The organism is Priestia sp. TRN 1309, from assembly GCF_050846875.1.
GTDB lineage: Bacteria > Bacillota > Bacilli > Bacillales > Bacillaceae_H > Priestia > Priestia zanthoxyli.
In genome coordinates, this window is record NZ_JBOZGM010000003.1 from 287,439 (window position 1) to 301,203 (window position 13,765).

Below are 13,765 nucleotides of genomic sequence, written 5' to 3' on the forward strand. Positions count from 1 at the left end.
CATGAATAAACAGCAAAATTTTACTAATTACTTTTAAATACTTCAACCATGAAAAATCTCACATTTTAAACTTTTTATAACAATAGTCATAATTTCTTATACGTACTTCGATAAAAAACACGCCAAAAAGCCTCCCCACTAGCTTTTGCTAGCGAGGAGGCTTTAATTAATTGGTACCATAATAGTAATAGTAGTTACCTTCTTCTACTTTTCGGTTATTTAACACAACCCCAAGCAGTTTACCTTGCGCGTTGCTTAACAGCTCTTTTGATTTTAACGCAGCTTCTTTCTCTGTTTTACCGCTGCTGACAACTAAAATCGTGCCGTCTACTTGATTCGCTAAAATCTGCGCATCAGCTACAGCTAAAATCGGAGGCGTATCAAAAATAATCATATCAAACTGTTCCTTCATTTCTTTTAACAACTCTGTCATCTGAGCAGATGCTAACAGTTCAGATGGATTAGGTGGAATCGGACCGCTTGTTAAGACAAAAAGATGAGGAATTTCTGATTCTTGAACCGCTTGCGCTAACGTAGATTGACGAGTTAATACATTCGTAAGACCAATATGGTTTTCTAATCGGAACGTGTAATGACCCGTTGGTTTACGTAAATCAGCATCAATTAGTAATACGTTTAAACCTTGCTGCGCGTAAACCGTTGCTAAATTAGCAGAAGTCGTAGACTTTCCTTCTTCCGCTCCGCTTGATGTTAAGACAATCGTTTTAATGTCTTGATCAACGTTTGAGAACTGAATATTCGTACGAATTGTACGGTACTGTTCTGCTACCGGATCTTTTGGACTGTTATGAGCAAGCAAACGTCTTTTTAACGTTAGCATTTTATCATTTTTTTGAGCTTTGTTTTTACGAGCCATACGTCTCACCTCTTTGCGGTACGCGAGCAGCTACATCTGATCGCGATACGTTTGTTGGCTTAGGCACATCTTTAATATTCGTGACGACTCCAATTACAGGAAGTCCTAGAATATTTTCAATATCTTGCTCTGTTTTTACCGTATTATCTAAGTATTCTAGTAAGAACGATAGACCGATACCTGCCATTAATCCAACCACGATAGCAATTGCAACGTTCATAAGAGGCTGAGGCTTAATAGGACTAGCACTTTCACCGACGGTTGCTTTTGACAGCACGCTTACATTGTCCACATTCATAATTTTGGGCACTTCTTTTTGGAAAACAGCAGCCGTTGTATTTGCAATATCAGTCGCACGCTTTGCACTTGTATCTTGTACGGTAATCTGCGCTACCTGAGAGTACTCAGCACTTGTTACTTGAATTTGACCTTTTAAGCTTGTAGCCGATTCATCAAGCTTTAGTTCTTTAATGACTTTGTCCAAAATAGCCGGACTTGTAATGATGTCATTGTACGTGTTAATAAGCTGTATATTTGTTTGAACAGCTTGTGTATTATATAACTGTTCATCGCTTTTCGCTTGATTGACTAAGATCTGCGTTTTCGATTGATACACAGGCGTCAGCACAAAAAAGCTAATTGCTGCACTTACGGTTGCTGCGATAATGGTAATCAGTACAATAAGCCAAAGACGCTTACGAAGTACTGCAAACAACTCTCGCAAACTAATTGTCTCTCCCATAGTTGACCTCCGAACTTAATAACTTCTAAAAAATCTGTATACTCTTTATTATAATTGACAAAAGTTGTTTTAACTACGAATTCTTGTAAACTATAACTAAAGATTTACATTCTTTCTCTTTCTTCGCCATTTTTATATCGACAACAACATAAAATTATTTACTTTTATTATGGTGTTTTATTTAATTAATTTTGGCTATCTTTTAATTTCAACGCTTATTCCCTTTGATTATCCAATTTTATTTATCTTAAGGTATTATTTTTAGAATAATATTCATTTTTTAATATAATATCTAACATACCAATCGGCAAATTTTTGCAACCCTTCTTCTATGGAAGTCTCTGGCTTAAATTCTACAGCATTTTGTAATAACTCTGTCGATGCATATGTAGCTGGAACATCGCCCGGTTTAATAGACTCAAATATTTTCTCAAATACTACCTCTCTGCCTAGAGATTTACTTAAACATTTTTCCAAAGTTTCAATAAAGGCCATTAATTTCTCTGGATTATTATTTCCAATATTAAACACTTTATGAGGGACGTTATTTTCTCCAACTGAAGGATTAGGAAGTAAACGCTCAATGCCTTCTACAATGTCATCAATATAGGTAAAATCCCTATATAAATCTCTCTCAAAATCACCGTTGTTGTATATTTGAATGGGCTCATCAGCAAAATACTTATTCGCAAACCCAAAGTAAGCCATATCTGGGCGTCCCAATGGACCATATACTGTGAAGAATCGAAGTCCTGTGGCCGGAATGTTATATAAGTGGCTATAAGTATGAGCCATCAGTTCATTAGATTTCTTAGTTGCTGCATAAAGTGATACTGGATGATCAACAAAATCGCTTTCTTCAAATGGAACTTTCTTATTGGAACCATATACAGAACTTGAAGAAGCATAAATCAGATGATCTACTGGATAGTGTCTGCATGCTTCAAGAATATTGTAGAAACCAATAACATTACTTTGCATATACACACTAGGATTTTCAATTGAGTATCTCACCCCTGCTTGAGCAGCTAAGTTTACAACAATTTCTGGCTTATATTCTTTAAACACATTCGTTAGAGTTTCTTTATCTGAAATATCTACTTTTAGAAACGTAAATTTATCATACGGTTTTAATTGCTCAAGACGAGTATGTTTAAGCTTTACATCATAGTAGTCATTAACATTATCAATTCCAATAACTGTGCATCCTTGCTCTAGCAATTTTTTCGATAAGAAGTAGCCAATAAACCCTGCTGCTCCTGTAATAAGATATGTTTTATTAAAATCTAATTGATTGTAGCTCACGTTCGTTTGGCTCCTTCATGTTTTGTCTTTCCACTGTTTTTCTTCCAATAGAATGATACTCTACTTGTGCTTGTTCCATTTCATCTATACTATAGATATTTCGTCCATCGTAAACTAACGGAGTTCTCATTAGCTCTTTATACATACTTGGCTTTACTTCTTTTACTTCACCCCACTCTGTAAAAATGAAACAAACATTGGCATCTTTGATTGCCTCTTCTACATTAGACACATAAGTAATACTTCCTTTTCTATGGCGACCTTCAGGATGTACCTTCGCAAAGTTGGCTGCTCCAACGGGATCGAACGCATAAATGTCTGCACCTTGCTCTAATAATAAAGGGATATTCTCAAGAGAAGCGGCTTCGCGTAAATCGTCTGTTCCTGGTTTGAATGTTAAACCTAGTACCGCAACTTTTAGACCATTAAACGTAATGAGTCGGCGACTTGCCTTCTTATAAAGCATTGTCTTTTGCTCTTTATTTACATTAATAGCAGCTTGTACCGTTTTTAATTCGTAACCATTTTGCTTCGCAAGGTAATCTAATGCTTTTGTATCTTTAGGGAAGCATGATCCACCAAATCCAATACCTGCATTTAAAAACTTACTACCAATGCGCTCGTCAAAACTCATACCTTTAGCAACTTCTTGAATATCAGCCCCTACTAACTCACAGAGGTTCGCGATATCATTCATATACGAAATTTTAAGCGCTAAAAAGTCATTTGAAGCATATTTAATCATTTCTGCTGATCTGCGGTTTACTGAGACAATTGGAAGATTAAATGGTTTATATATATTTTGTAAAAGTTCTTCTGCCCATTTACTTTCTGTGCCGATGATAATTCTTTCTGCATGTAATGTATCATGCACTGCAGATCCTTGAGCTAAGAATTCTGGATTCGAGGCAACTTCTACTCTCACATCATTAATTAAGAAGTCCTGGATAAATTGGTCTACTTTATCATTTGTGCCAACTGGAACCGTAGATTTAACAACTACAAGGCAATCTTTCTCTACTGATTCAGCAATCTGTCTTGCGACTGTTGCAATATAAGAAAGGTTTGCTGAGCCGTCTGGTTGCTCTGGGGTACCTACACCAATGAAAATGGCCTCTGCATCTTTGTAAGCAGATTGATAATCTGTTGTATAATCTAGTCTTCCTGACTGATAATTTTTCACCATTAAATCCTGTAAATCTGCTTCGTAAATTGGTGAAATTCCAGATTTCATTAGTTCTACTTTACTTTGATCAATATCTACACACGTTACTTGATGGCCCATTTCCGCAAAGCACACACCAGCTACTAGACCAACATATCCTGTACCAGCGACTGCTATTTTAGACATGTAAACTCCTTCTTTCACTTTTTTTCACATAGGTATGCAATTAAACTCACAAATTACATACTTATTTTATTCACCGACTATTAAGATTGCCTTTAAATTAATCCGAATTATTGCCTACAAATATATACTTCATTATATATATTTGTAGGTAAATACCAGGTTACAAAATAATAACCATTACTAAGAGTTAGAATCTGTAAGTATTGAAGATACCTAACTATTCACTTATTACTTTATACATTGTATTGTTTCTCGAAATATTCTCTATACTCACCACTTATTATCTGCTCCCACCATCCCTTGTTATCCAAGTACCATTGAATGGTTTGAGCAATTCCAGTTTCAAAGTCATACTTAGGTTTCCAACCTAATTCTTCCAACTTTGTAGGATTAATTGCGTAACGTTTATCATGACCTAGTCGATCTTCTACAAACTCTATTAAATCCTCTGATTTATTAAGGGCATGGAGAATAGTTTTTACAACTTCTAAGTTATTACGTTCATTATGTCCACCTACATTGTAGACTTCTCCACTTTTGCCTTCATGTAAGACTAGGTCAATTGCCGAACAATGATCTATAACATGTAACCAATCTCTAATATTTTTTCCATCTCCATACACAGGTACTTTCTGATCATTTAATACTCGAGATATGGTTAAAGGTATTAGCTTTTCTGGAAAATGATAAGGTCCATAATTGTTTGAGCAACGAGTAATATTAACGGGTAAACCGTATGTTTCACTATACGATCGAACCAATAAATCTGAAGAAGCTTTACTTGCACTGTATGGGCTATTTGGTTGCAGTGGAGTGTCCTCAGTAAAGAATGTATTCGGATCGAAATCAAGTTCTCCATATACTTCATCTGTAGATACATGTACAAATTTTTTAATATTCACTAACTTTGCTGCGTCTAATAAAACTTGGGTACCTAAAACGTTTGTACGTATAAAAATCTCTGGATCTGTAATTGAACGATCAACATGACTTTCTGCTGCGAAGTGGACTACATAATCAAACTTCTCAGAAGTGAAAAGTGGAATTATTTCCTCTCTATTTGCGATATCGGCTTTAATAAACCGATAATTATCTTTTTCCTCTATTTCACGATGTTTGGTTAAATCCCCGGCATATGTAAGTAAATCTAAATTATAAATTTCATACTCTGGATATTTATTAACCATATACTGAACAAAGTTACCTCCAATAAATCCTGAACCACCAGTTACAAGTATTTTCTTTTTCATCATTTATTTCACCTCAAGTTTTAATTCCTTCACATATCTTTTTACTGCGTCTTCCCATGTTGGCAATGGAGTGAATCCCTTTTTAACTAGTTTTGATTTTGTCATACGTGAATTTTTAGGACGAACAGCACGAGTTGGATATTGTTCACTTGAAATAGACTCCACTTTTACATTCTTATTACTTTCTTTAAATATTTCTTTAGCGAATTCTGCCCAACTACAAAAGCCTTCGTTAGTAGCATGATAAACACCATATTCAGTACTTTGGATCATTTCTATTAATAGCTTAGCCAAATCAAAGGTATAAGTAGGGGAACCAATCTGATCTCCGACTACATTTAGTTGTTTATGTGTATCCGACAATCGTAACATTGTTTTAACGAAGTTGTTTCCATTTATACCAAAGACCCAAGAAATGCGAACTATGAACCATTCCTTCAATATGTGTTGAACTACCTTTTCACCTTCATATTTCGTTTTTCCATAGTAACCAATAGGAATTGGAGAATCTGTTTCTTTAAAAGGATTATCTCCCTCTCCGTTAAATACGTAGTCAGTACTAATATACATAAATTTTGCCTTAATAGATTTAGCAGCATTTGATAAATATTTCGTACCATTTACATTGATATCCCAGCACTTCTCCGTATCTTCCTCAGCCTGATCAACGGCTGTATAAGCAGCACAATGTATAATAGCATCTGGCTTAATCTTTTCTATGTAACTAGTAACCTCTTTTTCTAAGGATAAGTCCACATCTTTAGAACTTATTCCTACCATATTAAGTCCTTGTGTACGACCATAGCGTACAACATCATATCCAAGTTGGCCAGAGTAACCTGTGACTAATATCTTCATATTGTTACTCCTCATACTTAAAGTTATTTTGGGCTTCTTTTAAAGTTGGTGCTTGCTCGTCTTTTACTGATAACACAGGAGTAATATCCATAGGCCATTCTATACCAATGGAAGAGTCATTCCATATAATCCCTCTATCATGCTGAGGAGCATATAATTCATCCACTTTATATTGAACTTCAACATCCTCACTTAAAGTTAAAAAGCCATGTGCAAATCCCTTAGGAACAAGCAATTGCTTTTTATTTTCTTCTGTTAACTCAATACCAAACCATTCCCCAAAGGTAGGACTACCTATACGAATATCTACAGCTACATCATAAATAGCACCTTTTGTACAACGTACTAACTTAGTTTGTGATTTAGGATTTAATTGATAATGGAGCCCCCTTAATGTACCTTTAGTAGCAGAAAAAGATTGATTGTCTTGGATAAATTTTACATCTATTCCATGGTTTAATAGCTCTTTTTCATTATAAGTTTCCATAAACCATCCGCGATGATCTCCAAAAACTGCTGGTTCAATTACAACTACACCCTCTAAGTGAGTATTAGAAATTTTCATTATATTATTTCTCCGTTCTATCATATGTTAATATTTTATTTCACCATTTGCTACTTTCATTAAATATTGGCCGTAACCAGTTTTGCTAAGCTTTTCTCCACATTCCCATAGCTTCTCCTTAGTAATCCACCCATTAATAAAAGCTACTTCCTCGGGAGCTGCAATCTTTACCCCCTGATGCTCTTCGACAGTCTTAACAAAATTCGTTGCCTCAGTTAAACTTTGATGTGTCCCAGTATCTAACCAAGTAAACCCACGGCCTAATAGTTCTACTTCAAGTTCACCTAGCTCTAGATATGCCTCATTTACCGCTGTAATCTCTAGTTCACCACGTGCAGAGGGTTTAACACTTTTAGCAATTTCAATTACTCTATTATCATAGAAATACAGACCGGTAATAGCATAATTTGATTTAGGTATCGCTGGTTTCTCTTCAACGCTGATTACCTTGCCCTCATTATTGAACTCTACCACACCAAATCTCTCAGGATCCTGTACATGATAACCAAAAACTGTAGCTCCACTTTCCTTCTTGGCCGCATTCTGAAGGATTTTCCTCATCCCACTTCCATAGTAAATATTGTCTCCTAATATCATTGCAACAGAATCTTCTCCGATGAATTCCTCTCCAATTAAGAAGGCCTGTGCTAAGCCATCTGGGCTAGGCTGCACTTTGTACTCTAATCTTATTCCAAACTGTGAACCATCCCCTAGTAAGTCTTTAAACCGTTGAGTATCTTCCGGAGTTGAAATGATTAATATTTCTTTAATACCTGCTAGCATCAGGGTTGTTAATGGGTAATAAATCATTGGTTTGTCGTAAATTGGTAATAGTTGTTTGCTAGTTACCATTGTTAAAGGATATAAGCGTGTTCCACTACCACCTGCTAAAATAATTCCTTTCATAGAACATATAACTCCTTTCAAATAAGCTAAATTATTATCTATAAACTAATTTTACAATTAACCTTTTTTATGAAATCGTTACAGATTAAAATGGAAAATTTGTTATTTACTTAATAATGATTTTAATGATGAAAATGTATTTATTATATCTTTCCTCTTCAGGAAAAAGTAGATGATTACTACTATTATATATAGACACAAACCTATTCCTCCGCCTATTATCCAACTAGATATGATAAATACAGTGTTTAGTAACAATTCAAAAGTAATATCCTTAATGACATGTATATTCAATACTTTGGCAATATACAGCTCTGCTAACACACACCGAATGGCTAACAGTGCAACAATTGACAAAATTGTTATATCTATACTATTTATTAAATAAACTGTGGTAAAACATGTTAATAAACTTAGAAAAACAGTAAATGTATTAATTATTAACATAACTTTTTCTTTTCTCAAAGACTTCAAATAGGTATTTATCAACAGTGCCATCTTACTTTCATAAACTATTAAGGGGAATAATAAAGCAAGATATTCTATCCCCTCTTTATAGTGAGGTAACCATAATAATAGTAGTTCTTTAAGTGGATAATAAATTACCAACATAAAAAGAATGGGCACCATTAACAAAGTGCGTATATCTCTGTATATATAAGGTAATTGTTGATTAGATACCCTTCGGAGCATTGGGAACAATATAATAGAAATGGCATTAATGAATACCATAACTAAGTTCGAAACACTTAGAGTTAAAGAAATTTTTCCAAATACCTCAACTCCCCAATTGCGCTCAATATTAAATCTAACAATACCTATAATTAGAATGCTAGCTATATTGGATACCATCAATTTAAATCCAGCATTTAAATTTTCCTTAGCTTCTGTTATACTCTCATAAACATTTGACAATTTTACAAAAACCATGTCTTTGCAGTAATATACTGACAATCCAAAAGCGAATAATTTCCCTACTAAATCTGAAGCAATTACTATATGGTAATCTTTGAAACCCATTAATAATAAAGCGACTAAAATTATGCCAAATACTACACGATCTATTATTGATATCTTAGCAAACTCTTTAATACGATTCGTGGCTTGTAATACATAATATAGAATTCCCCTAGGAGTAGTAATAAACCCAGATACTAGTGCCCATAAGACCATTTGTACATTTAAAAATTCTTTTAAACTAAATATAGGGACATATAGTAGTAGCGAAAATAGAATATAAAAAATAGATATGTACCAGAACTGAGAACTAATAAGTCTCTTATTTAAATCCTCATATTTGGCGCCTCCATATCTTAAATATACTCCATCACACCAACCAAGTTGCATAACCCCCGTATATGAAATATATAAGAGATACAATTGCCAATAACCATATTGGGTTACACCTAGAAATTTTGGAACAATTAATATGGTAATAATAGAAACTAATAATGACAACAAGTTTGAAACAAAAGAAAATGTAAAGTTTTCAAGAAAAGAAAATACTTTACTCTTATGTTTTCCTTTTTTACTGATTTTCACAAATAAACTCTCCTAATCTAGACAATAATTTGCAGAACGAGCTCATAAATTCTTATTGAGAACCTTCTCTAATTCTCTCTCAAATGCATTAACGGAATTGTCCCATGAGAGTTTTGTGATATTTTCTTTTCCTTCATTAGCAATTTTCCATCTAAGATTATTGTCACAAATTAGCCTTTTAACTTGCTTAACTAGAGATTTTGTATCTTTTGGTGTGGAAAGCAGTGCATTTTTCCCATCCTCAGCGTATTCAAGTACTCCTTTATATGAGGTAGAAACTAGAGCACATCCACATGCCATGCTTTCAGCTCCAGTAAGGCCAAACCCCTCTTTAACAGTTGAGCATAAAAAAATAGATGATTCATTATATATATCTCTCAACTGCTCTTGAGTAGCACTTCTTGTGTAGTTTATCCAGCTTGGTAAATCTTTTGGCCTTTGAGGTACTCCAAATAAATTAGCTTTTAGCTCAGGGAATTGTTTCTTGAGTTCTGTGATTACTTCAATTCCATATTTTGATCCCTTATGCTCACTTTTGTGATATAACATTGAAATTGAATAGGGATTTCTCTCCTTTATAGGAGTATCTATCCCAAACACACTAAAATCTATGCCATTTGGAATATAAGTACTTGGATAATCACTCTTTTTATCCACTATATCTTTTAACCATTTTGAAATAACTATATTATGCATATTGAACTGATAAGTATTATAGACATCAGAATCTGTGTTATCCCAGTTTTCAAAATCTTGTATAAGGTATGCTTTTTTACCTTTTTTCTGATTTAAGTCGTAAACGTCTTTCGCAGTTGTTATAGCAGTAGCAACTATTATGTCTGCATCAGGTATGGTATTATGATCTATTCCAAATGCACAGATTTTCTTAACTTTTTTGTTAAGCTCAAACCATTTAGGGCTTCTTTTCACTATATATCTACACAAATACTCTCTAAAGTTATTAGGTAGATTATACTTTTTAAAAGTATCCTTACAATTAAATACTATACTTACATTATGACCTTTTTCTACAAGACGGTTACTATATTCAAATACTATTTTCACTCCACCAACTGGGCGATGTGAGATGCCTGGTAAACAAAAACAAATATTCATATATATCCTCCAAATTAGCAGAGTTGCTCCCTTAAAAAATTACATATAGTTACTATCTCTTATACCTAAAATAAAAGATTTCAACTTACTATTTTTTTCTTTTTCAAATATTAAAACTTTAGTTATTTTCTTTAATAAATTACTATATACTCTATATCTACTTAAATAGTCCTTATGTTTCTTTAAGTAATATATAGAATTGCGGGCATAATAATATACTCTATTTGCAGAGTGATTAGTGACTCTAATTTTCTTCCCGAAAAAATTGACTACTTTTAATTCTCCCAGTCTATGAAATAGTATTGCACTATTTAGTCTAGCGATCTTAAATCCTGCTTTTTGCACTCTAACACAATATTCAAAATCTACAAGGTCAATAAACATATTTTCGTCATAGTATCCTATTTCTTTACATATATTAACATTCATAAATGAACCTGAGGTAATACATGTTTCAATGTACTCTATCTCTGGTTTGCTGTAATTTTCTTCCACTAAATAATTTCTATCCACTATTCTAGGACATAAAATTCCTATATTATTAACATTCACATATTTCATGTAAGTTTCCATGAGATTATTTGCACATGTGGAATCTTGATCTAAAGTTAATACCCATGGGTAATTTCTCTCCTCGCACGCATGTATAATTTGGTTTAAAGCATAAGCTATTCCCTTATTGGTTTCGTTCTGTATTATAAGAATCTTCGGCGATTTATTATACAAATCTTTAACTAAAGATATATTTGACGAAGCATTATCTACAAGTATTAACAAGTCAACTTGTGAAATTATTGCATCAATATTTTTACTTAATAAATCAATCTCTGGGTTATATAAAACTATTCCAGCAGCAATCATTTTCATACATCCTTCTTAAGGTAAATTTAGATAATATGGTATCAAGTAAGGTTTCCATAAATCACTTTGAAATATTGATAAATAGATCCATCCTAACCCAAAAATAAAAATAAGATAATTATAGAGTACAATAGTATATTTTCTCCTCGATTGTTCAAAGGGAAGCTTCCATACTGAGGCATATAAATAACAAGCAGCAGGGTATAAATAGTAAGCAACTCGGTGTATAGGGAAAACTACACTTGTAATACCAATTCCAATTATCACCAAGAATAACTTTATGTATAGGTTGCTTCGATAAATTGATATATTAAAATATTTATTCCAAATTAACACAATGATAAATAGGGGTGCCATACACACGATATTATTAATAACTCTCCAATTTCCTTCTATTTCAAAGTATGTACTATATCTAGAAAACCAAGAAAATCCACCAAATAATAGAGGGAAAAACTTTTGAACTATAATAAATAAAACTGGAATTATAAATATAATTAATAACACAAATTTAAATAAATCAAGCTGTTTTTTATCGTCCCTGCTAGCATTTTTGGATATAGGGTTCACCAATAAATAGAGAGGTATCATAATTAATGCAGAATAATGGAAAAGTGACGCCATAATACACCAGAACAAATACTTTTTAAAATTTCTTGTTTCCAGATACTTATAAGCAAAGACTGTTACTCCTATAGCTATTGACATTCTCACTAATCCATATAGCAAAAGATAATAAGTAAAGCTATAAGACCAAATATACATAGCCATACTTACTTTTTTTACATATCTACTCAGATTTAGATAAACGAAAAATAATGAGAGAAAGGCACTGAACATAAGTACAAACTGAAAATTGTTTAATGTGTGAGCTATCACATAATTTAATATAGCAAAAAAAGGTTCAGGCATTCCTGTATATTGGGAAAAATAGTTATCACCCAATAAATTTACATTGGCATACATATTTAAATATGTTCCATAATCAACTCCAAACCCTCTTAACCCGACAGGGAGAAATAAGGAGAGAAAGGACAATATGTAGAAAGCTTTGTTAACTTTATAATTTCCAATCTTGTTTTTGTAGGAAAATTTATCACTAAGATAAGCAAAAAAAGTAGCTAGAAATATACTTAAAAAATATACGCTATATGACTCTAAAGTGTTTAATTCTATACCAGATGCCATGTTTATCTCCTTAGATTATTACAATACATGCATTTTAAATAATGAATTAAATGCTATACAAAAGATTAAAAACTCGTTACATATTAAGCAAATTGTTCCAGACCATAAGGTTATTATTATAGGAAAATTTTTCGTTCCACTGCTTGGAGGCATTATCGCTATAATTTTCCCATGTATCAAGGTTTGCTGCTATTTGCATAATAGCATCTATCCAATTATCATTTGCATTTTTATCTTCCACAAGTACTCCACAATCTTGATTAACAACCTCTTGATTAAATCCTACTTTTGAAGCAATAACTGGTAAGCCAGTTGAGATGTATTGGACTAATTTGAAGCCACCTTTTCCTAATGCATACTCCTTAAAAATCAAAGGCATAATGCCAATATGAGAATTATAGATTTCTTTCTTTGCTCTATCTCTCGTCCATACAATGTTATTTATAATTAGATACTTTACTTGTGTATCGAGAGGTTGGTTACAAACTACAGTTAATATTAGCTTCTTATGATATTTACTTTTCACCTTAAAAGCTGCTTCATCTAAAACCTTTATTATTTTCATTAGATGAGGTATGTTTCCTGCCGTTGCTACCCATACTAACCTAATTTCATCTTTAAAAGTAGAATGACGTAGATCTCTTAAAGCTTTCTTATCAAACCCTTGCATATCACCGTCAGTAGTTGGTAATAATATAACTTTATCATGGTATTCATCATTTATTTTTGATTTTAAGAAATCACTTGTTACAACAATTGCTTTACTATTTTCCTTTAGTATGGAGGCTTGCTTTGAAGAAATTTCACCACTTTCAAATATATAATCATCAAAATCCCAATATAAAATAGAATTTGCTGTTACTTTCCTTATGAGTGCACTAAGGAAAAATGGTGTATATCTTGGACAAAAGGTTTTAGATACAATTATATAGTTGGGCTTTTCCTTCATATCTATTAACAAATAATATGTGACACGCGTCAACATACATATATAGTATAAAAGTGCCAGTATAACTCTATTGATTTTAGTAGTCATAGCAGAATTTAAATGTTTTTTATACAATTTTGTTGGAGCAATATTTCTAATTTTTATATCTCCCTCAAAGTTTTTTGCATACTGTATTATTCTATAATAACTTGAAGGAGTTATATCTTTGTTACGAACATATATTGAGACTCGCTTTCTATTTTCCATCCAATTTGT

General features: G+C 32.8%; 13 protein-coding genes. All 13 read right to left on the reverse strand.

Annotated elements, in window-relative coordinates; translation table 11 throughout:
* Window positions 1-166 precede the first annotated feature (166 nt).
* Window positions 167-877: a CpsD/CapB family tyrosine-protein kinase gene (locus ACRPLQ_RS13725; protein WP_432236073.1), complete on the reverse strand. Its 711-nt coding sequence runs from the start codon at window positions 875-877 to the stop codon at window positions 167-169.
* Window positions 867-1,619 carry a YveK family protein gene (locus tag ACRPLQ_RS13730; RefSeq protein WP_432236074.1) on the reverse strand — a complete coding sequence of 251 codons (753 nt, stop codon included), beginning with the start codon at window positions 1,617-1,619 and terminating at the stop codon, window positions 867-869. The genes ACRPLQ_RS13725 and ACRPLQ_RS13730 overlap by 11 nt, the downstream gene beginning before the upstream one ends.
* A 273-nt stretch (window positions 1,620-1,892) precedes the next feature.
* A complete protein-coding gene (locus ACRPLQ_RS13735) occupies window positions 1,893-2,924 on the reverse strand; it encodes an SDR family NAD(P)-dependent oxidoreductase (RefSeq protein ID WP_432236075.1) in 1,032 nt (343 codons plus the stop codon).
* Window positions 2,899-4,275: a UDP-glucose dehydrogenase family protein gene (locus ACRPLQ_RS13740; RefSeq protein WP_432236076.1), complete on the reverse strand. Its 1,377-nt coding sequence runs from the start codon at window positions 4,273-4,275 to the stop codon at window positions 2,899-2,901. Before ACRPLQ_RS13740 ends, ACRPLQ_RS13735 begins: the two co-directional genes overlap by 26 nt.
* 233 nt (window positions 4,276-4,508) lie before the next feature.
* Entirely contained in the window at window positions 4,509-5,528 is a 1,020-nt protein-coding gene (rfbB, locus tag ACRPLQ_RS13745) for a dTDP-glucose 4,6-dehydratase (RefSeq protein ID WP_432236077.1), read from the reverse strand.
* Window positions 5,529-6,383, reverse strand: coding sequence for a dTDP-4-dehydrorhamnose reductase (rfbD, locus tag ACRPLQ_RS13750; RefSeq protein ID WP_432236078.1), 855 nt, complete (start codon window positions 6,381-6,383; stop codon window positions 5,529-5,531).
* A gap of 4 nt (window positions 6,384-6,387) precedes the next feature.
* Window positions 6,388-6,948, reverse strand: coding sequence for a dTDP-4-dehydrorhamnose 3,5-epimerase (gene rfbC / locus ACRPLQ_RS13755; protein ID WP_432236079.1), 561 nt, complete (start codon window positions 6,946-6,948; stop codon window positions 6,388-6,390).
* Window positions 6,949-6,975: 27 nt separating this feature from the next.
* Window positions 6,976-7,854: a glucose-1-phosphate thymidylyltransferase RfbA gene (gene rfbA, locus ACRPLQ_RS13760; protein WP_432236080.1), complete on the reverse strand. Its 879-nt coding sequence runs from the start codon at window positions 7,852-7,854 to the stop codon at window positions 6,976-6,978.
* Between the two features lie 102 nt (window positions 7,855-7,956).
* A complete protein-coding gene (locus ACRPLQ_RS13765) occupies window positions 7,957-9,396 on the reverse strand; it encodes a lipopolysaccharide biosynthesis protein (protein WP_432236081.1) in 1,440 nt (479 codons plus the stop codon).
* 42 nt (window positions 9,397-9,438) lie between these two features.
* Window positions 9,439-10,512 (reverse strand): glycosyltransferase family 4 protein, encoded by a 1,074-nt coding sequence (locus tag ACRPLQ_RS13770; RefSeq protein WP_432236082.1) that lies wholly within the window; start codon window positions 10,510-10,512, stop codon window positions 9,439-9,441.
* A gap of 39 nt (window positions 10,513-10,551) precedes the next feature.
* Complete coding sequence (locus ACRPLQ_RS13775; RefSeq protein WP_432236083.1) at window positions 10,552-11,373, reverse strand: glycosyltransferase family 2 protein; 822 nt, start codon at window positions 11,371-11,373, stop codon at window positions 10,552-10,554.
* A 15-nt stretch (window positions 11,374-11,388) separates the two neighbouring features.
* Window positions 11,389-12,561, reverse strand: coding sequence for an EpsG family protein (locus ACRPLQ_RS13780; RefSeq protein WP_432236084.1), 1,173 nt, complete (start codon window positions 12,559-12,561; stop codon window positions 11,389-11,391).
* 76 nt (window positions 12,562-12,637) lie between these two features.
* Complete coding sequence (locus ACRPLQ_RS13785; RefSeq protein WP_432236085.1) at window positions 12,638-13,756, reverse strand: glycosyltransferase; 1,119 nt, start codon at window positions 13,754-13,756, stop codon at window positions 12,638-12,640.
* Between the last annotated feature and the right edge of the window lie 9 nt (window positions 13,757-13,765).

Bases quoted from the DNA above. Each gene is read 5' to 3' on its own strand.
- ACRPLQ_RS13725 (WP_432236073.1), bottom strand. From the start codon at position 877: ATGGCTCGTAAAAACAAAGCTCAAAAAAATGATAAAATGCTAACGTTA.
- ACRPLQ_RS13730 (WP_432236074.1), bottom strand. From the start codon at position 1,619: ATGGGAGAGACAATTAGTTTGCGAGAGTTGTTTGCAGTACTTCGTAAG.
- ACRPLQ_RS13740 (WP_432236076.1), bottom strand. From the start codon at position 4,275: ATGTCTAAAATAGCAGTCGCTGGTACAGGATATGTTGGTCTAGTAGCT.
- rfbB (WP_432236077.1), bottom strand. From the start codon at position 5,528: ATGATGAAAAAGAAAATACTTGTAACTGGTGGTTCAGGATTTATTGGA.
- rfbD (WP_432236078.1), bottom strand. From the start codon at position 6,383: ATGAAGATATTAGTCACAGGTTACTCTGGCCAACTTGGATATGATGTT.
- rfbC (WP_432236079.1), bottom strand. From the start codon at position 6,948: ATGAAAATTTCTAATACTCACTTAGAGGGTGTAGTTGTAATTGAACCA.
- rfbA (WP_432236080.1), bottom strand. From the start codon at position 7,854: ATGAAAGGAATTATTTTAGCAGGTGGTAGTGGAACACGCTTATATCCT.
- ACRPLQ_RS13770 (WP_432236082.1), bottom strand. From the start codon at position 10,512: ATGAATATTTGTTTTTGTTTACCAGGCATCTCACATCGCCCAGTTGGT.
- ACRPLQ_RS13775 (WP_432236083.1), bottom strand. From the start codon at position 11,373: ATGATTGCTGCTGGAATAGTTTTATATAACCCAGAGATTGATTTATTA.
- ACRPLQ_RS13780 (WP_432236084.1), bottom strand. From the start codon at position 12,561: ATGGCATCTGGTATAGAATTAAACACTTTAGAGTCATATAGCGTATAT.
- ACRPLQ_RS13785 (WP_432236085.1), bottom strand. From the start codon at position 13,756: ATGGAAAATAGAAAGCGAGTCTCAATATATGTTCGTAACAAAGATATA.